The sequence below is a fragment of the Pseudomonas prosekii genome, from assembly GCF_900105155.1.
Taxonomy (GTDB): domain Bacteria; phylum Pseudomonadota; class Gammaproteobacteria; order Pseudomonadales; family Pseudomonadaceae; genus Aquipseudomonas; species Aquipseudomonas prosekii.
Genome location: NZ_LT629762.1, coordinates 2,080,654 through 2,100,245, shown reverse-complemented (window position 1 = coordinate 2,100,245; position 19,592 = coordinate 2,080,654). Strand labels below are relative to the sequence as shown.

Here is a 19,592-nt window from a genome sequence, read left to right as displayed (position 1 = left end):
GGCGGTGAGAGCGGAAAAGCAAACCGCATATTAACGTCTTCGCGTCGAGTGCACACCGTTGATGTGCGCTAGCAAAAAATCTCGGCGGCGGTTGGTATTTATATATTTTCAATATTTCAATTACTGAGGATTTTTTGCGATTTTGTTGCGCGTTTGGACGATTTTTCGCGCTATTTTCGAACATTTTTGCGGGTTAGCCTGATCGTTCGATAATCACGGACGGTAGTTGTCATATGACTGACGCACAGCAAGAAACTGCACATGAAACGGCTTACCTTTCTGAAATAAATGACACTGACATTCATGTCGATTTGATCAGGCAAAAATCCCTCGTCGTTGCCACCAGTGTTCCCCGCGAGAGCATTCTCGCCGCGCAAACGCTGATCAATACGTTCCCCGAGTGGTACCTCAAGGCGCGGAAGCTCGATCGCGACCATTGGCGCGACTTGTTTGGCCTGCGGTGGCTGTTTCAAGGCTACGTCGATGAGCTGACCGCAGATTTGCAAGGCATAAAGGCGTTTGCCGAGCCGCTGCTGCTCAAGGCATTAAAAGACCAATTGAACGTCGAACTCGACGTTCGGGTCGCCGAATTACGCCTCTACGTGCCCAGCAAAATCATCTTCGGCATCAGTCGCGGCGCCGATCATTTGCGCAAAATGACCCTGCTCGACGCGGCGCTGCATAACTTCGAAGCGGCGGAAGCGCAGGCCGATGCATTCAGCGAAGGCTCCGGGGTTTTCACTGCCGATGAGCAGGGCGCGCCGCAACGGCATTCGATGACGGTTGCGCAATTTGTGACATTGGCTCGGACCCTCGACCTTGGCGCGAAATACCAGGCGCACATTAAAGGTGTGTTGCAGCCGGTGGCGGCCACTCAACGAGTGAAACTGCAGCAGGAGACTGTTGCGCGGGACAAGCAAGTGTTCAAACTCGCAGCGTTGACCGCTGTGCTCAAAGGTGAAATCACCAATCACGGTTATGGTGCGCTGCTGAAAGTGGCCGACGGCGAGGCGCACAGGACGTTTTACGATTTGCCGCTGCACAACCATCGCTTGTCGCTGATGGGCTTTCGACTCCATGGCATTACCTTGTTCAGCGCCGTGGGCGAGCCGGGCTGGGCGAAAAAAGCCGTCGACAGCCTGACCTCGACAGCTCTGCGAACCGTACTCGACTGGGCGCAGATCGTGCCGTTCTTGCCGCACCAGGATTTCGAGCGCCTGAAGCTGCTCAAGGCGTTTTTTGCCAATGGCCCCAAGGGCCTCTCCGAAGCGATGGCGCGCGATCAGGACAATTACCGGCAGAGTCGCTTGATCGGTCACGTGATCGTTTACATCCCGGATGATCCGGAACATCCGCTCAGAGAATACGACTCCTTCAGCGATTTCATGAAGACCCTGATCGGCCAACTGCGCACAAGCGGCTATCAGGAATTTTTCAGTCGTTTTGTCGCCCAGCAAGACCAAGGGGCTTTTTTCCGCCGGGTCAATGAGCGGCTCAAGACGTTTACCTGGAAGCAGCGCGAGCCGCTGGACATGGGGCCGTGGTGGCGCGAGACCGCGATCGAGCGCCCCGATCCGGAGCCGATTACCAACGTCATCACCGACGATCTCTGGAGCACGCTGTACCACGAGCGACGGGACAAGGCGATTGCCGATGCGCGGCGGATCGCCGTACCCACCGGGGATGAAGATGCACAGAGCCGCTGGAAACGTCTCAGCGGTTACCTGGATATCGCGTGGAACCTGTTCAACTTCACCGCCATGCTGGTGCCGGGGCTCGGTGAGGCGATGTTGGCGATCATGGTTGCGCAATTGGCCGAGGACTTCGCCGAAGGCATTGAAGACTGGAGCAAGGGTGATCGCGACGAGGCCTCGGCGCACATTTGCTCGGTACTGATCAACGGCGCGCAACTGGCGATGATGGGCGCTGGCCATGTCCTGCCCGGCGGCATCCCGGTAGCAGTCACGCCTTCGCCGGTTGTCGACAGCCTGAAAGCCGTGCAGTTGCCCGATGGCACGCCGAGTTTGTGGAAACCTGACCTCGCGCCCTATGAGCGGGCGTTGCCGTTGCCGGAGAACTCGCAGCCCGATGCGCAGGGTTTGCATGACCACGACGGCACGTCGGTGCTGGCGCTGGAGAACAAACGGTATGCGGTAAAAAAAGACCCGGCCACTGCTCGGCCGCGGATCCAACACCCGGTGCGCGAAAATGCCTATCAGCCAACCCTCGCGCAGAACGACTTGGGCGGCTGGATTACCGAACTGGAAGAGCCGCTGGCCTGGGATGAAGACAAAGTCTGGAGTCGCCTGGGCCACTCGCTCGAAAACCTTGCGCCGGAGCGCCAGGCGCAAGTTCGCACGGTCAGCGGGGTGGATCATAACCAGTTGCGCCGGATGCATGCCGAGCATGAGCGCGCTCCCGGAATACTGGCTGACACGATCAAGCGCTTTCAGGTGTATGCCGAGGTCGAGGGCTTGAGCCAGCAGATTCTGCACAACACGGTTACCCAATCACTGGAAGGGTTTCTGCCGACGTTCCTCTGCGAATTACCGTTCTGGCCCGAATCCAGAGCCATTGAATTGTTCGAAACCGACGCCGCTTCCGGCGTCTATTCCGGTGCATCGATCAAGTACGGCAACGCCAACGCAACCGGGACGCAGGTAATCAAGGTCAGCCGGGCGCAACTGCGTGGCGGCAAACTGGCTGAGCGGGTGCTCGCCGCCCTGAGTGAGGACGAGATTCACGCGCTGATCGGGCAACGTGTGTCCAGCATGCGAGGCGAGCGACTGCAGGCGCTGAGCGATCGCCTGGCGATGCGCGCCGGGGGCGAAATCGAGCGTGTGTTCGAGTCGATGTACCAGCGCGGCGAACTCATCGAAGACCCGCGGCAATTGTTGCTGCAACGTGACTTTGCACAATTGCCGTACTCAGTTGCGCGGCAACTGATCGAGCAAGCTTCCCGAGAGGAGCTGCGCTTCATCGAGCAGAAATCCCGCCTGCCCTTGCGGCTGCGCACGCAGGCACGTGAAGCGTTGCGCGAAGTGCGTATCGCCCGCAGCTACGAGGGTTTGTACCTGGACGCAGTGGCTGGTGCCGACACCGAGCGCCTGGCGTTACACAGCATCGCGGCGTTGCCCGGTTGGGCCGACAACGTGCGCATCGAAGTGCGCGAGCTGGGGTTTGAAGGCACGTTGCGCGACAGCGTCGGCCCGCAGTCGGCAGCCATTCGCAAAGTGCTGGTGGTCAACGAAAACGGACTGTTCGAGGCGCGCGACGATCTCGACCTGCATCTGCACGGCGCCGACGATTTGTACGCTGCGCTGCTGCATGCCTTGCCCGACAAGGAGCGCACCGCGCTGGGTTTCGACATTTTTCAAGGCGCGCAACTCAAGCGCAAAGTGCAACAACAACCTTTGGCCCGGGGGACGTTTTCGACGGTGTTGCAGGACGCGCCGATCAACCAACCGGCTTACGACCCGCAGACCATGAAATTGCCCGGCGGCATGCCGCGTGATTTCCAGCGGATCATTCCCGGCGAAGCCAACGCGCGCACTCGCCTGAACAGTCTCTATCCAGGCTTCGTCAGCGATGATATCGACCGGGTGCTGGATAATCTGTATCGACGAAATATCCCGTTGGACGCCTACGTGCGAAGCATTGAGCACGAGTTCAGCAACCTGTGCGAAACCCTGCAGCGTTGGCGCGATAGCCCGACTGACGCGATTCGCTTCAGTCCCGCCGGCGTCGCGCAATGGCATGCGCGAAACGAGCTGTGTACTTTGCTCAGGCGATGCTGGCAGCGTACCGGGCCAAAAGGCGTCAGGGCTCCTGGCCTTGCGCATCCGCAATCACTGGTGCTGGACGGCATGCCGCTGGATCGCCACTTGGTAAATTTCCCGCAGTTGCAGGCCGATTTTGACCATGTCACCAGCCTGAGCCTGCGCAATACCGGAGTGAGTAGCGGCCAGCTGCGCTTTGTGCAGAACTTCCGGCGTTTACGCGTCCTTGATATGACCGACAACTTGCTGACCGAGCTGCCACCCTTTATCGGCGACATGCGCTACCTCACCGACCTGGCGCTCAACGGCAACCGGATCGTGCTGACGCCCGAGGCCGTGGCGCGCCTGCGGTCGCTCGATCGCGTGCACGCAATGGCATTTTCCGGCAATCCCATCGGCCTGGTGCCGGACATTACGTTGATGCGCGATCTGCATGTATTGGTGCTGGAAGACACCGGCATCGACACGTGGCCGACGGGGATTTTCAGCCAGCAGCGCCCGCGCAACATCTATCTCGACATGCGCAACAACCCGATCACGCAGGTGCCGCAGGTAGCGCCGGGTTCGTTCCGCGCGGAGTTGCTGGGGCGCACGCACCTTTCGCTGAGCGAGCCGCCAATGAGCGCGGAGGCGATCCGCCAGGTCAGGCTTTACACCGAATCAGTGGGTCTGGACCCAGAGCGCGCGTACCCGCCGCTGGGCACGGTAGACAGCGTCCAATGGACGCAAGGCATGACCACGGCGCAGTGGCGTTCACAGCAAGTGATCTGGGATGAGCTGGAAGACGAATTCGGCTCGGAGGCGTTCTTTTCCTTGCTCAAGGATTTGACTGAAACCGCTGACTTCAAGAGCGGCGGCGTGTACCGCGGCGACCTCAGCGACAAGGTCTGGCGCATGCTCAAAGCCATGCACGAGAACGGCGAGTTGCGCGAGTCGCTGTTTGCCGAGGCGACGGTGCCGACCAATTGCCGGGATGGCGCCATCCAGGCATTCAACGAGTTGGGCATGCGCGTCTTGGTGGATGAAGCGAAATCCCTGGGTAATCCGGGTCTGGTCGAGGGCGAACTGGTTGAACTCGCCAAAGGGCAGTCACGCATCGAGCAGGTCAATGCCATCGCTCGACGACACGTTGCCGAGCGCTTGGCCGCCAAGGAGCAACTGCGTCGAGTTGACGCTGAAGGTAACGTCGTCGGGACGATTGACGTGGTGGAAGTGCACTTGAGTTTTCTGATCGGGCTGGCCGACCGTCTCGACTTGCCGTGGCAGGCGCGGTCGATGCTGTTCCGCAACATGGCCGGGGTCACACAGAAGATGATCGACGATGCCTACGACACTGTTATTGCCCTGGAACAAGCACCGCTGCTGCGCGAGTCGATCATTGCCGTGCCGTTCTGGAAAGACTACGTCGAAGCCTCCAACCGACGCGCGTTCCGTGCGTTGCGCAAACGCTACGATGACGTCACCGCGCTGAAAATTGCCTTGGATGAGCGGGCTTCAGGCCAGGCGTTGACGCCTGCAGCCAAAGCAAAACTCAAAGAAGAGCTGCGGATACTGGCCTTCGAACTGGGCAAACCCGACAGCGCCATCGCACCGGGCGTGGTCATGAGCGACGCGGCTTGCAACGCCGAGTTGGCAGACATCGAAGCGCAAATCAACCAGCTGCGTCAGACCTTGACCCAGCAAGCGATGGACCGCGCAAAAGTGCAGCGCGTCGAGATCCCCTTCAAGGTTGAAACCACCACCGACTAACCCACAAACCCTGTAGGAGCGAGGCTTGCCCGCGAAGGCGTCGGCACATCCAGGATTGATTTGGAATGTGCCTGCGCCTTCGCGGGCAAGCCTCGCTCCTACGGGGTTTTGTGCGAAGTCAGAACAGGAAGTAACGCTGCGCCATCGGCAGGGTTTCGGCCGGTTCGCACCACAGCAACACGCCGTCAGCCTTGACCTGATAAGTCTGCGGATCGACGTCGATGTTTGGCAGGTAATCGTTGTGGATCAGGTCGGTCTTCTGCACGTCGCGGCAGCCCTTCACCACAGCGATTTTCTTCTTCAGCCCCAACGCTTCGGGCAACCCGGCGTCCTGCGCAGCCTGGCTGATAAACGTCAGGCTGGTGGCGTGCAGCGAGCCGCCATAACTGGCGAACATCGGGCGGTAATGCACCGGTTGCGGCGTCGGAATCGAAGCGTTGGCATCGCCCATCAGGCTCGCGGCAATCGCGCCGCCCTTGAGAATCAGCGTCGGTTTGACTCCGAAAAACGCCGGGCGCCACAGCACCAGATCGGCCCATTTTCCGACTTCGATTGAGCCTACTTCGTGGCTGATGCCGTGGGTGATCGCCGGGTTGATCGTGTATTTGGCGATATAGCGTTTGGCGCGGAAGTTGTCGTTGCCTTCGCCATCCTGAGGCAACGCGCCGCGCTGTTTTTTCATTTTGTCGGCGGTCTGCCAGGTGCGCGTGATCACTTCACCGACGCGGCCCATGGCTTGGCTGTCAGAGCTGATCATCGAGAACGCGCCGAGGTCGTGGAGGATGTCCTCGGCGGCAATCGTCTCGCGGCGGATGCGGCTTTCGGCGAACGCGACGTCTTCGGCGATGCTCGGGTCGAGGTGATGGCAGACCATCAACATGTCGAGGTGCTCGTCGATGGTGTTGCGGGTAAACGGCCGCGTCGGGTTGGTCGAACTCGGCAGCACGTTGGGGAAACCGCAGGCCTTGATGATGTCCGGCGCGTGCCCGCCACCGGCACCTTCGGTGTGATAGGTGTGGATGGTGCGGCCCTTGAACGCGGCGAGGGTGGTTTCGACGAAACCGGATTCGTTGAGCGTGTCGGTGTGAATTGCCACTTGCACGTCGTACTCGTCCGCAACGCTCAGGCAGTTGTCGATGCTCGCCGGGGTGGTGCCCCAGTCTTCGTGGAGTTTCAGACCGATGGCGCCGGCCTTGACCTGTTCGATCAACGGTTCGGGCAGGCTGGCGTTGCCCTTGCCGGTGAGGCCGATGTTCATCGGGAACGCGTCGGCAGCCTGGAGCATCCGCGCCAGATGCCACGGCCCGGAGGTGCAGGTCGTGGCGTTGGTGCCGGTGGCCGGGCCGGTGCCGCCGCCGATCATGGTGGTGACGCCGCTCATCAGCGCTTCTTCGATTTGCTGCGGGCAGATGAAGTGAATGTGCGTGTCGATGCCGCCGGCGGTGAGGATCATGCCTTCACCGGCGATGACTTCGGTGCTCGCGCCGATGGCGATGGTCACGTCTGGTTGCACGTCCGGGTTGCCGGCCTTGCCGATGCCGGCGATGCGTCCGTCCTTGAGGCCGACATCGGCTTTGACGATGCCCCAGTGGTCGATGATCAGCGCGTTGGTGATGACGGTGTCGACCACGTCGCGTGCGAGCAATTGGCTCTGGCCCTGGCCATCGCGGATGACTTTGCCGCCGCCGAATTTCACTTCTTCGCCATAGGTGGTGAAGTCTTTTTCGACCTCGATCCACAGCTCGGTATCGGCCAGACGGACCTTGTCACCGACAGTGGGGCCGAACATGTCGGCGTAGGCTTGACGGGATATCTTCATCGCAATTCCTTGCACAAATTTAGTGTGGCGAGGGGGCTTGCCCCCGTTCGGGTGCGAAGCGCCCGCAAATTGGGTGATGAGGTTTTTCTGATGAACCGAGGTGACCGGTTTTACGACCGCTGCGCGGCCGAACGGGGGCAAGCCCCCTCGCCACAGGTGCGGTGTCAGTCGAGGTCACCCATGATCCTGCCGGCAAAGCCGAACACGCGGCGATGCCCGGCCAAATCAACCAATTCGACTTCGCGGCTCTGCCCCGGCTCAAACCGCACCGCCGTGCCGGCCGGGATGTTCAGGCGCATGCCGCGGCTGGCGGCGCGGTCGAAGGTCAGCGCGTCGTTGGTTTCGAAAAAGTGATAGTGCGAGCCGACCTGAATCGGCCGGTCGCCGCTGTTGGCGACTTTCAGGCTGATGGTGCGGCGGCCGACATTGAGTTCGATGTCGCCGGGCTGGATCTGGTATTCACCGGGAATCATCCATTCACTCCTTGCAGAACTTTGTAATAGAGAGCGGTCGGCCGATAGTTGCCGGCCGGGTCGCACGCGTAATCGGGGATCTGCCCGGCGCGGGTGTAACCCAGCGCCTTGTAGAAATCTTCGGCGGGGGAGCCGGCCTCGGTGTCTAGGTACAGCATGCCGCGCTTGTGCTGGCGCGCGCCGAGCTCCAGCGCGCTCATCAATTGCTGGCCCAGACCGCGCCGCCGCGCCTGCTCGCGCACCAGCAGTTTCTGCACTTCGGCGCGGTTCAGGCCATTGGCTTTCTGGCACAAGGTCAGCTGCACGCTGGCCTGCACCTGCTCGTCCTTGACCACCACCCACAGCAGCACATTGCCCTGGTTCAGGTTGCCTTCGACCTCATCGAAATAGGCCCGCGCCTGCGTCGCATCGAGGTCGGCCATGAAGCCGACGCTGGCGCCATAACCCACGGCGTCCAGGAGCAAATCGATCAAACCCTGGCGATAGTGCGCAAAGCTTTCAACATTGACGCGACGCAATTGGGCAGCGTTCATCGGTGTCACTCCTTGTTGGCGAGCGGCGGCTCCGCGCCAGGATTGAGGGGCAGTTGCATGAAGGTCAGGTCGAGCCAGCGACCGAACTTGGTGCCCACCTGGGGCATCTGCCCGGTGATGACAAAACCGGCGCGCTGGTGCAGGCGAATAGAGGCGGCGTTGCCGCTTTCGATGGCGGCGACCATCACGTGTTTGGCGCAGCCTCTGGCGCGTTCGATCAGTTCGCTCATCAGTTGCGGGCCGATGCCGTTGCCGCGTTGATCGCTGCGCACGTAGACGGAATGCTCGACGGTGTGGCGAAAGCCGTCGAAGGGCCGCCAGTCACCGAACGAAGCGTAGCCGAGCACGCTGTTGTCAGCGTCGACGATCACCAGAATCGGGTAACCCTGGGCTTGCCGGGCGCTGAACCACGCCTGGCGGTTGCCGAGGTCGACGGCCTGTTCGTTCCAGATCGCCGTGGTGTTGAGCACCGCGTCGTTGTAGATGTCGCGGATCGCCGGCAGGTCGGCGTGCAGCGCATCACGAATGTGATAAGTCATGGCGCGGCCTCAAGCGATCGGTTGGTGGACGGTGACCAGTTTGGTGCCGTCGGGGAACGTCGCTTCGACCTGGATCTCCGGGATCATTTCCGGGATGCCTTCCATCACTTGTTCGCGACTCAGCAACGTGGTGCCGAAGTGCATCAACTCGGCGACAGTACGGCCGTCCCGCGCGCCTTCGAGCAGCGCGGCGGAGATGTAGGCCATGGCCTCCGGGTAATTGAGTTTCACGCCGCGCGCCAAACGCCGCTCGGCCACGAGGCCGGCGGTGAAAATCAACAGCTTGTCTTTTTCGCGTGGGGTCAGGTCCATCGTCGGGAATCCATATCGGCAGTTTTGTGAGGTTCTTACGGTGGGGGTGTGTCAATTGAACCACCCCTCACCCTAGCCCTCTCCCCAGAGGGGAGAGGGGACTGATCTCGGTTGTTTCTTATAGCCGGATCGGTCAGCAATATTTTTTGAGCATTTGAAATTCTTTTAGTACGACTCGGTCAAGCTCCCTCTCCCCTCTGGGGAGAGGGGACTGATCTCGGTTGTTTTCATGGCCGGATCGGTCAGCAATATTTTTTGAGCATGTGAAATTTTTTTAGTACGACTCGGTCAAGCTCCCTCTCCCCTCTGGGGAGAAGGGACTGATCTCGGTTGTTTTTCATGGCCGGATCGGTCAGCAATATTTTTTGAGCATGTGAAATTTTTTCAGTACGACTCGGTCAGGCTCCCTCTCCCCTCTGGGGAGAGGGCGGGGGGTGAGGGGTGGCTCTCAGGTGCTCCAGATTCTTGGGGCGAGGGCTTCTCGTCCGAGTAATGCAGGTCTGAGTAAGCGCCACAAATCTATAAGCCAACCGCGCGCCAATAACGCCTCACTGGCCAGGCACCGCGCCACCAGCAACCCCGGCAACTGGGTCAAATCCCCGCGCACGTCGTTGGGCAGCGAGCGACATGTTTGCAGCAAATCACTGTCGATTTCCCCGGTCACCAGCAACGTCGCAAATACCGGTTGGCCGTCCAGGCCAATCGGCGAGTCGAGCAAACCATCTGCGCCGACAATGCGCTGGCGTTCGTGCCAGAGCAACTGGCCGTCGCGGCGGATGTCGAGCTGCGCCTGAAAATGCCCGAGGTCAAAACGCTCGCCACTGGCCGGGCGACCCAGCGCCACCACGTCCCAGTAGAACAATCGCGCATCGCCCTCAAGCTCAATCGAGGTGCTCAGCTCAGCCTGCGCGGCGCTGAAAATAATCGTCTCCTGCGGCAGCCATTCCAAGGTCGCGCCAGCGGCCACGCGCAATTCCAGTTGCTGATAAGCCGGACCGGCGGCGCGATACCACTTGGCCGCGCCGGGGCTGGTGATTTGCGCCCAGGCCTCGGCGCCGACGCTGGCCGAGATATCCAGGCGGTCGCCACCGGCAATCCCGCCCGGCGGATGAACGATGATGTGCTGACACACCTCCGGGCCTTCGGCGTACAGGTGTTTTTGCACCCGCAGCGGGCCTTTGTGGCGACGCTGAACCGGGCGCGTGCTGGCGCCGAAACGCGCGTAGCCGAGCTCCAGCTCGGCGTGCCAACTCGGGGTAAACAGGACAGTGGGGACAGGTAAATTCATGGTTTTTGATTATCGTTAGGACGCTACAGACTAGATCGTAACCAGCCCGCGCACACCCTCGGCTTGCATATTTTCACCGCGACCCTGCTGGACGATCTCGCCTCGGGACATCACCAGGTATTGATCGGCCAGTTCGGCGGCGAAGTCGTAAAACTGTTCCACCAGCAAAATCGCCATGTCGCCGCGTGCTGCGAGTTTCTTGATCACCGCGCCGATTTCCTTGATCACCGACGGCTGAATGCCTTCGGTCGGTTCATCGAGAATCAGCAAACGCGGACGGCTGGCCAACGCGCGGCCAATGGCCAATTGTTGCTGCTGGCCGCCGGACAAGTCCCCGCCACGCCGTTGCTTCATTTGCAGCAACACCGGAAACAGCTCGTAGATGAACGCCGGGACTTCCTTCGCCTCGCTGCCGGGGAAACGCGAGAGGCCCATCAGCAGGTTTTCCTCGACGGTCAGCCGTCCAAAAATCTCCCGACCCTGCGGCACGTAAGCGATGCCGGCGCGCACCCGTTGGTGCGGCTTGAACGTGGTGATCGGCTTGCCCTCCCAATTCACCGCGCCTTCCTTGGCCGGCAACAGACCCATCAGGCACTTGAGCAGGGTGGTTTTGCCGACGCCGTTGCGCCCGAGCAGGCAGGTGACTTCGCCGACCTTAACCTCAAACGTGAGGCCACGAAGAATGTGGCTACCGCCGTAATACTGATGCAGCTTGTCGACTTGCAGCATTTGTGAACTCTCCTCAAATCCCTGTAGGAGCGAGGCTTGCCCGCGAAGGGGACCTCAATGCCGCCAAAAGCTTCGCGGGCAAGCCTCGTTCCTACGGGGAGCAAAATCATCTACCGAGATAAACCTCGATCACGCGTTCGTTTTCCTGCACTTGTTCCAGCGATCCTTCGGCCAGCACGCTGCCCTGATGCAGCACGGTGACGTGGTCGGCAATCGAGCCGACAAAGCCCATGTCATGCTCCACCACCATCAACGAATGCTTGCCGGCCAGGCGCTTGAACAGCTCGGCAGTGAACTCGGTTTCAGCGTCGGTCATGCCTGCCACCGGTTCGTCGAGCAGCAGCAATTGCGGGTCCTGCATCAGCAACATGCCGATTTCCAGAAACTGCTTCTGCCCGTGGGACAGCAGCCCCGCCGGGCGATTGACCGAGGTGGTCAGGCGAATCGTCTCCAGCACTTCGGCAATGCGATCCTTCTGCTCGCCGCTCAGCCGCGCGCGCAAACTGGCCCACACCGACTTGTCGGTTTTCTGCGCCAGTTCGAGGTTTTCAAACACGCTCAACGCTTCGAACACCGTCGGCTTCTGGAACTTGCGGCCGATGCCGGCCTGGGCGATTTGCACTTCGCTCATCTGGGTCAGATCCAGGGTTTCGCCGAACCAGGCTTTGCCGTGACTTGGCCGGGTCTTGCCGGTGATCACGTCCATCAGCGTGGTTTTGCCTGCGCCGTTGGGGCCGATGATGCAGCGCAATTCGCCGACGCCGATGTACAGGTTCAGATTGTTCAACGCCTTGAAGCCATCGAAGCTGACGCTGATGTCTTCCAGGGTCAGGATCGTGCCGTGGCGGGTGTCGAGGCCGGGACCGACGCGTTGGCCGAAGCCAATGCTGTCGCGGCTAGTGCCGGCGTCCTTGTTCGGTTCCACCGGGAAAAACGCTGGTTCGAGCATAAATTCCGCCGTCGCAGTGACTCTCATTGTTCACCTCTCTTTTTCAGCAGCCCAATCACGCCCTTAGGCAGGTAAAGGGTCACGACGATGAACAGCGCACCGAGAAAGAACAGCCAGTATTCCGGGAACGCCACGGTGAACCAGCTCTTCATGCCGTTGACCACGCCCGCGCCGAGCAGCGGCCCGATCAGCGTGCCGCGCCCCCCCAAAGCGACCCACACGGCGGCTTCGATGGAGTTGGTCGGCGACATTTCGCTCGGGTTGATGATCCCCACTTGCGGCACGTACAACGCACCGGCCAGACCACAGAGCACCGCGCTCAACACCCAGACGAACAACTTGAAACCCCGCGGATCGTAGCCGCAGAACATCAGGCGGTTTTCCGCGTCACGCAGTGCGGTCAGCACACGGCCGAACTTGCTCTGCGCCAGGCGCCAACCGATAAACAGGCTTGCCACCAGCAACAACACGGTGGCGAAAAACAGCACCGCGCGCGTCCCCGGTTCGGTGATGCCGAAGCCGAGAATGGTGCGGAAATTGGTGAAGCCGTTGTTGCCGCCAAAACCGGTTTCGTTGCGGAAAAACAGGAGCATTCCAGCGAAGGTCAGCGCTTGGGTCATGATCGAGAAATACACGCCTTTGATCCGCGAGCGGAACGCGAAAAAACCGAACACCAGCGCCAGCAATCCCGGCGCCAACACCACCAGACACATGGCCCAGAGGAAGCTGCTGGTGCCGGTCCAGTACCACGGCAACTCGGTCCACGACAGGAACGTCATGAACGCCGGCAAGGCATCGCCCGAGGCCTGGCGCATCAGGTACATGCCCATCGCGTAGCCGCCGAGGGCGAAGAACAAACCGTGGCCCAGCGACAGCAGACCGGCGTAACCCCAGACCAGATCCAGCGCCAAAGCGACGATGGCGTAACAGAGGATTTTGCCGACCAGCGTCAGCGTGTAGGCCGAGACGTGCAACGCGCTGTCGGCCGGCAACAGTGACAGCAACGGCAGCGCCAGCAGCAGCACAAGAATCACCACACCCACGGCGATGGTGACTTTGGGGCCGGCCTTTTGCGAGGCCGTGAGCATCAGGGGCTGGTTCATCAGTCGATCACCCGTCCTTTCAGTGCGAAGAGGCCTTGCGGACGTTTCTGGATGAACAGAATGATCAGCGCGAGGATCAGGATTTTGCCGAGCACCGCACCGATCTGCGGTTCGAGAATCTTGTTGGCGATGCCCAGGCCGAAGGCTGCGAACACGCTGCCGGCCAACTGCCCGACGCCGCCGAGCACCACCACCAGGAACGAGTCGATGATGTAGCTCTGGCCGAGGTCCGGGCCGACGTTGCCGATCTGGCTCAACGCGACGCCACCAAGCCCGGCGATGCCCGAACCGAGGCCGAACGCGAGCATGTCCACGCGCCCGGTCGGCACGCCGCAGCAGGCCGCCATGTTGCGATTCTGGGTGACTGCGCGCACGTTCAGACCGAGACGCGTCTTGTTCAGCAGCAGCCAGGTCAGCACCACCACGAACAGCGCAAACGCGATGATGACGATGCGGTTGTAGGGCAACACGAGGTTGGGCAGCACTTGAATCCCGCCGGACAACCACGCCGGGTTGGCCACTTCAACGTTCTGCGCGCCGAACAGCAAGCGGACCAGTTGGATCAGCATCAGGCTGATGCCCCAAGTCGCGAGCAGGGTTTCCAGCGGTCGGCCGTAGAGGTGGCGAATCACCGTGCGTTCCAGCGCCATGCCGATCGCGGCGGTGACAAAAAACGCCACCGGCAGCGCGATCAACGGGTAGAACTCGATGGCTTGCGGGGCGAAGCGCTGGAACATCAGCTGCACCACGTACGTCGAGTAGGCGCCGAGCATCAGCATCTCGCCGTGGGCCATGTTGATCACACCGAGCAGGCCGAAAGTGATCGCCAGACCGAGCGCGGCCAACAGCAGGATCGAGCCCAGCGACATGCCGCTGAACGCCTGGCCGAGCAACTCACCGATCAGCAGTTTGCGTTTGACTTGCGCCAGGCTGGTTTCGGCGGCGGTGCGTACGCCGGAATCGGCTTCGACGCCCGGTTCGAGCAAACCTTCGAGGCGTGTGCGCGCCAGCGGATCGCCGGTTTCACCGAGCAAACGCACAGCGGCGAGGCGCACGGCGGGGTCGCTGTCGACCAGTTGCAGATTGGCCAACGCGAGGCTGAGGGCGGCGTGCACGCTTTCATCTCTTTCGCCAGCCAGTTGCTGGTCGAGGAATTTCAGCTGCGCCGGTTTGGCGCTTTTCTGCAATTGCTGCGCGGCGGCCAGACGGATTTTGGCGTCGGCGGCGAGCAATTGGTGGCTGGCCAGTGCGGTGTCGATCAGACCCCGCAGGCGATTGTTCAGGCGCAAGGTTTTAGGTTGGCCATCGACGGTTAATTCGCCTTGTTGCAGGGCGTTGATCAGTTCGATACGCGCCGGATCGGGCTGCGCGGCCCAGGCTTCCAGAAGCTTGGCTTGTTGCATCGGATTGGCCGCTACAAAGTCTTCGGCGTCACCGGCAAAAGTGGCCATCGGCAACAACAATGCGATGGCGAGAATGAGGCGGTAGAGGGCGGTGGGCATTAGTGGTGTCCTGTTCAGCGGCGGCCGATGAGACTGTGTTCGGCTTTGAATCGGCCCCTCACCCTAACCCTCTCCCCAAAGGGGCGAGGGGACTGACCGAGGTGATTGGCAGACAGGCTGCGACCTGAAAAATCGAGGCGAACTCAGGCTTTGAAAAGCATGAAGATCGGCTCCCTTTCCCCCTCTCCCCAAAGGGGAGAGGGGACTGACCGAGGTGATTGGCAGACAGGCTGCGACCTGAAAAATCGAGGCGAACTCAGGCTTTGGAAAGCATGAAGATCGGCTCCCTTTCCCCCTCTCCCCAAAGGGGCGAGGGGACTGACCGAAGTGATTGGCAGACAGGCTGCGACCTGAAAAATCGAGGCGAACTCAGGCTTTGAAAAGCATGAAGATCGGCTCCCTTTCCCCTCTCCCCTCTGGGGAGAGGGCTGGGGTGAGGGGTGGATTTCAAGTCTTCCAAAACCCGGTTCTGCCTCAGTTGCTCTTCACCGCGTAATCCGGCTTTTTGTCGTTGCCATCGATGAACGGGCTCCATGGCTGGGCGCGGATCGGCCCTTCGGTCTGCCACACCACGTTGAACTGACCGTCGGCCTGAATCTCGCCGATCATCACTGGTTTGTGCAGGTGATGGTTGGTCTTGTCCATGGTCAGCGTGTAGCCCGATGGCGCCGCGAACGTCTGCCCGGCCAGCGCTTCACGGACCTTGTCGACGTCGGTCGATTTGGCTTTTTCCGCCGCTTGCGCCCACATGTGAATGCCGACGTAAGTCGCTTCCATCGGGTCGTTGGTCACCGCTTTGTCGGCGCCCGGCAGGTTGTGTTTCTTCGCGTAGGCTTTCCAGTCAGCGACGAATTTCTTGTTCGCCGGGTTCTCGACCGACTCAAAGTAGTTCCACGCCGCGAGGTTGCCCACCAACGGTTTGGTGTCGATCCCGCGCAGCTCTTCTTCGCCCACCGAGAACGCCACGACAGGCACGTCGGTGGCTTTCAAACCCTGGTTGGCCAGCTCTTTATAGAACGGCACGTTGGAGTCGCCGTTGACCGTCGAAATCACCGCAGTCTTGCCACCGGCGGAGAATTTTTTGATGTTGGCGACGATGGTTTGGTAATCACTGTGACCGAACGGCGTGTAGACCTCTTCGATGTCCTTGTCCGCGACACCTTTGGAGTGCAGGAACGAACGCAAAATCTTGTTGGTGGTGCGCGGGTAGACGTAGTCGGTGCCGAGCAGGAAGTAGCGTTTGGCGCTGCCACCTTCTTCGCTCATCAGGTATTCCACCGCCGGGATCGCTTGCTGGTTCGGCGCCGCTCCGGTGTAGAAAACGTTCGGCGACATCTCTTCGCCCTCGTACTGCACCGGGTAGAACAGCAGCCCGTTGAGTTCTTCGAACACCGGCAGCACCGATTTACGCGACACCGAGGTCCAGCAACCGAATACCACGGCGACCTTGTCCTGCGTCAGCAACTGCCGGCCCTTTTCGGCGAACAGCGGCCAGTTCGACGCCGGGTCAACCACCACCGGTTCGAGCATCTTGCCGTTGACGCCGCCCTTGGCGTTGATTTCGTCGATGGTCATCAACGCCATGTCTTTCAGCGAGGTTTCGGAGATCGCCATGGTGCCGGACAACGAATGCAAAATACCGACCTTGATGGTCTCGGCGGCCTGGACAGTCCAGGTCATGCCCATCGCGGCAATGCTTGCCGTGAGTGTGAAAGCCTTGATCAAGCTGCGACGCTTCATGGTGCGATCTCCGTGAACATCAGTATTTTTTTTGGTTGGCAGAGGCGGACTACTGAAAGCTGTTTTGCAAAGGCTGTGCCCGGTCGGGTTTTGATAAGCAAATGTCGTGTCAGAGCGGTTGCGCAGGGAGGAGGGCGCACCAGAAGAGGACGAAGCCAGGGCGACGGTGCGTCAGGATGCGCCACATCGGGGCGCAGGGCGGCAAATCCCTATGACAGCGAGCTTGCTCGCGATAGCGCTGGTTCAGTCACAGATATTCTGGATGTACTGCCGCCATCGCGAGCAAGCTCGCTCCCACAGGGTCAAGAGTTGGTTCTGCAGATTAGCGGCGGCGCATCAGGCCGATGAAAAACAGACCGCCAATCGCGGCAGTGGCGACGCCGATGGGCAAGTCTTCCGGGGCAATCAAGGTGCGCGCGGCGACATCGACCCACACCAGGAAGATGCTTCCAAGCAACACGCACACCGGCAGCAACCGCCGATGTTCGGCGCCGACAAGGCGTCGGGCAATGTGCGGCACCATTAGCCCGACAAAACCGATCGAGCCGCTGATCGACACCAACACCCCGGTCATCAGCGACGCAATCAAAAACACCCGCAAGCGCACGGTGCGAGCATTCAGCCCAAGGGTCACGGCGGTCTGCTCGCCCGCCATCAAGGCGTTCAAGGGCCGCGCCATGCCGAGCAATAACACCAGGCCCAGCAACACGCTGGCGGCCGGCACCGCGAGCAACTCCCAGCGGGCCAAGCCGAGGCCGCCGAGCATCCAGAACATCACCGCCGAACTGGCGCGATGGTCGCCCATGAACAGCAGCAAATTGGCAATCGCCATCATCACGAACGACACCGCCACGCCGCACAGCAGCAAGCGGTCGCTGTCCAGCCGGCCATTGCGATTGGCGATCATCAGCACCATCAACATGCTTGCCAATGCGCCGATAAACGCGGCAATCGGCAAGGTCAGCAACCCGACGATATTGCCCACATGCAGCACCACAATCACCGCGCCCAGCGTCGCGCCGGAGGTGACGCCGAGCAGGTGCGGATCGGCCAGCGGGTTGCGCGTCACCGCTTGCAGCACCGCACCGATCAGCGCCAACCCGGCACCCACCAACGTGCCAAGCAACATGCGAGGCACACGAATCAACCAGACGATGTGTTCCTGCCCGGCGGCCCAGTCCGGCACGCCGAAACCGAAAATCTTGTGCAACAGAATCCGCCACACCACGTCCACCGGCACCCGCGCCGGGCCGAAGCCCAGCGACACCACGCACGACACCAGCAACAGTGCGCCGAGGGCGATCAGCAACAACGCGTAGCGGCGATTGATCATGGGCGCTGAGGCTCTTTGAACGAAAAGCCTTTGGCCAGGGTTTCCACCGCCAGCACGTTGTCGATGCCCGGCGTGGCTTGCACGTAGGGGATGACGATAAAGCGCTGGTTTTTGATCGCGTCCACCGATTGCAGCGCCTGGTTGTCGAGCAGGAATTGTTTTTTCTGCGCGGCAGTGACTTCGCCGTAATCGACGATGACGATCACTTGCGGATTGCGTTCGACCACGTTTTCCCAATTGACCCGGGTCCAGCTCGCCTCGACGTCGTCGAGAATATTGCGCCCGCCGGCCGCGTCGATCAGCGCTTGCGGCATGCCGAGACGGCCGGAGGTCATCGCCCGATCTTCGCCGCTGTCATAGAGGAACACGCGCGGCTTGTCTGTCGGAAGGTCTTGGCGCACGGCGGCGACTTTGGCCTGCATGTCGGCGATCAGCGCGTTGGCGCGGTCCTGCACGTCGAAGATTTTGCCGAGGTTGCGCAGGTCGTTGTAGGTGTTTTCCAGGGTCGCGGCGGGGCGCTTCATGACAAACGCGCAGGACTCGGTCAGCTCGTAGACATTGATGCCCAGCGGTTGCAGGGTTTGCGGCGTGAGGTCGCCGCCGACGCGCATGCCGTAATCCCAACCGGCGAAGAAGAAATCGACGTTGGCATTGAGCAGGGTTTCCACCGACGGGTATTTCGCCGCCAGTTCCGGCAAACCGTCGAGCAGCGATTGCATGTCGGGGGTGACCGACTTCCAGCCACTGACGCCGCTGTAACCGGCCATGCTCGGTTTGAGACCGAGGGCGAGCATCATCTGGGTCATGTTGATGTCGTGGCTGACCGCGTGTTTCGGCGCCTGTTTGAAGGTCACTTCGCGGTTGCAACTCTGCACCGTCAGCGGGTATTTCGTCGCCTCGGCGAACGCGTGGGCACTGCCCAGCAACAGAGCGACGCAGAACAGGGAACGCACAGTCATGGTTGGGTTATCCAGGTGATTCGTGGGTAGCCGTGGAGGGGATGGTCGTCGATCAACGCGTCGACGCCGAACACGTCGCGCAGCAGCGGCGCGGTGAGCACTTGTTGCGGCGTGCCGCTGGCGACGATGCGCCCGTGGTTGATCACGTACAGCCGATCACAGAAAGCCGCGGCCAAATTGAGGTCATGGATGCTCGCGAGAGTGCCGATGTTCAGGCGTTTGACCAGTTGCAGCAATTCGAGCTGATAGCGCGGGTCGAGGTGATTGGTCGGCTCGTCGAGGATCAGCAATTGCGGTTGCTGCGCCAGTGCGCGGGCGAGGATCACTCGTTGTTTTTCACCGCCGGAGAGCGTGGCGAAAGCGTGGTCTTCGAAGCCGCTGAGGCCGACCGACTCCAGCGCTTGGGTGGCGAGTTGGCGGTCGTCGAGCGTGTCGCCATCGAACAGGCCTTTGTGCGGCGTACGGCCCATGGCGACCACTTCATCGACGGTCAGGCCGAAGGCGTCGGGGAATTCCTGCAACACCACCGCGATGCGTTGCGCGCACCAGCGCGAGGATTGTTTCCAGACGTTGTGGTGGTCCAGTTGGACCTCGCCGCTCTCGGGTTTGCTGAAGCGATAGGCGCAGCGCAGCAGGCTGGTCTTGCCGCTGCCGTTAGGCCCGATCAACCCGACAAACTCGCCGGCGGCCACGTGCAGCGAGGCATCACGCAGTTGAAACTGGTGATGACAATGGCCGTGGCCCAGGGGTGTCCAGGCGAGGTTAGTGAGGTTCAGCGAGGTCAT

The 19,592-nt window shown here is 61.0% G+C and carries 15 protein-coding genes; 1 reads left to right on the top strand and 14 read right to left on the bottom strand.

All coding sequences use genetic code 11. The features are described 5' to 3' along the window. The first annotated feature begins 233 nt into the window (after positions 1–233). Positions 234–5,528, top strand: coding sequence for an NEL-type E3 ubiquitin ligase domain-containing protein (locus BLU01_RS09615; RefSeq protein ID WP_092273975.1), 5,295 nt, complete (start codon positions 234–236; stop codon positions 5,526–5,528). Between the two features lie 118 nt (positions 5,529–5,646). Here the strand turns inward: BLU01_RS09615 and ureC are convergent, their stop codons facing one another. The 14 genes from ureC to BLU01_RS09545 form a co-directional block, all read right to left on the bottom strand. Further along, positions 5,647–7,347 (bottom strand): urease subunit alpha, encoded by a 1,701-nt coding sequence (ureC, locus tag BLU01_RS09610; protein ID WP_092273972.1) that lies wholly within the window; start codon positions 7,345–7,347, stop codon positions 5,647–5,649. Positions 7,348–7,511: 164 nt separating this feature from the next. Next, positions 7,512–7,820 (bottom strand): urease subunit beta, encoded by a 309-nt coding sequence (locus BLU01_RS09605; protein ID WP_092273970.1) that lies wholly within the window; start codon positions 7,818–7,820, stop codon positions 7,512–7,514. After that, the gene (locus BLU01_RS09600; protein ID WP_092273967.1) at positions 7,817–8,353 is read right to left on the bottom strand and encodes a GNAT family N-acetyltransferase; all 537 of its coding nucleotides are present in this window, start codon (positions 8,351–8,353) and stop codon (positions 7,817–7,819) included. The genes BLU01_RS09605 and BLU01_RS09600 overlap by 4 nt, the downstream gene beginning before the upstream one ends. 5 nt (positions 8,354–8,358) lie before the next feature. Then, complete coding sequence (locus tag BLU01_RS09595) at positions 8,359–8,892, bottom strand: GNAT family N-acetyltransferase (RefSeq protein ID WP_092273964.1); 534 nt, start codon at positions 8,890–8,892, stop codon at positions 8,359–8,361. 9 nt (positions 8,893–8,901) lie between these two features. Next, positions 8,902–9,204 (bottom strand): urease subunit gamma, encoded by a 303-nt coding sequence (gene ureA / locus BLU01_RS09590; RefSeq protein WP_033055605.1) that lies wholly within the window; start codon positions 9,202–9,204, stop codon positions 8,902–8,904. A gap of 448 nt (positions 9,205–9,652) precedes the next feature. Continuing rightward, complete coding sequence (locus BLU01_RS09585; RefSeq protein WP_092273961.1) at positions 9,653–10,492, bottom strand: urease accessory protein UreD; 840 nt, start codon at positions 10,490–10,492, stop codon at positions 9,653–9,655. A 30-nt stretch (positions 10,493–10,522) separates the two neighbouring features. Next, a complete protein-coding gene (urtE, locus tag BLU01_RS09580) occupies positions 10,523–11,221 on the bottom strand; it encodes an urea ABC transporter ATP-binding subunit UrtE (RefSeq protein ID WP_092273958.1) in 699 nt (232 codons plus the stop codon). Between the two features lie 106 nt (positions 11,222–11,327). After that, positions 11,328–12,197 carry an urea ABC transporter ATP-binding protein UrtD gene (urtD, locus tag BLU01_RS09575; protein ID WP_092273955.1) on the bottom strand — a complete coding sequence of 290 codons (870 nt, stop codon included), beginning with the start codon at positions 12,195–12,197 and terminating at the stop codon, positions 11,328–11,330. Further along, positions 12,194–13,273: an urea ABC transporter permease subunit UrtC gene (urtC, locus tag BLU01_RS09570; RefSeq protein ID WP_092273952.1), complete on the bottom strand. Its 1,080-nt coding sequence runs from the start codon at positions 13,271–13,273 to the stop codon at positions 12,194–12,196. Before urtC ends, urtD begins: the two co-directional genes overlap by 4 nt. Further along, positions 13,273–14,775, bottom strand: a complete 1,503-nt coding sequence (urtB, locus tag BLU01_RS09565) for an urea ABC transporter permease subunit UrtB (protein ID WP_092273949.1) — start codon at positions 14,773–14,775, stop codon at positions 13,273–13,275. The genes urtC and urtB overlap by 1 nt, the downstream gene beginning before the upstream one ends. Before the next feature lie 474 nt (positions 14,776–15,249). Beyond that, positions 15,250–16,515, bottom strand: a complete 1,266-nt coding sequence (urtA, locus tag BLU01_RS09560; protein WP_042557449.1) for an urea ABC transporter substrate-binding protein — start codon at positions 16,513–16,515, stop codon at positions 15,250–15,252. A 322-nt stretch (positions 16,516–16,837) separates the two neighbouring features. Then, the gene (locus BLU01_RS09555) at positions 16,838–17,848 is read right to left on the bottom strand and encodes a FecCD family ABC transporter permease (protein WP_092273947.1); all 1,011 of its coding nucleotides are present in this window, start codon (positions 17,846–17,848) and stop codon (positions 16,838–16,840) included. Next, positions 17,845–18,807 (bottom strand): ABC transporter substrate-binding protein, encoded by a 963-nt coding sequence (locus BLU01_RS09550; RefSeq protein WP_092273944.1) that lies wholly within the window; start codon positions 18,805–18,807, stop codon positions 17,845–17,847. Before BLU01_RS09550 ends, BLU01_RS09555 begins: the two co-directional genes overlap by 4 nt. Further along, entirely contained in the window at positions 18,804–19,592 is a 789-nt protein-coding gene (locus BLU01_RS09545; protein WP_092273942.1) for an ABC transporter ATP-binding protein, read from the bottom strand. The genes BLU01_RS09550 and BLU01_RS09545 overlap by 4 nt, the downstream gene beginning before the upstream one ends.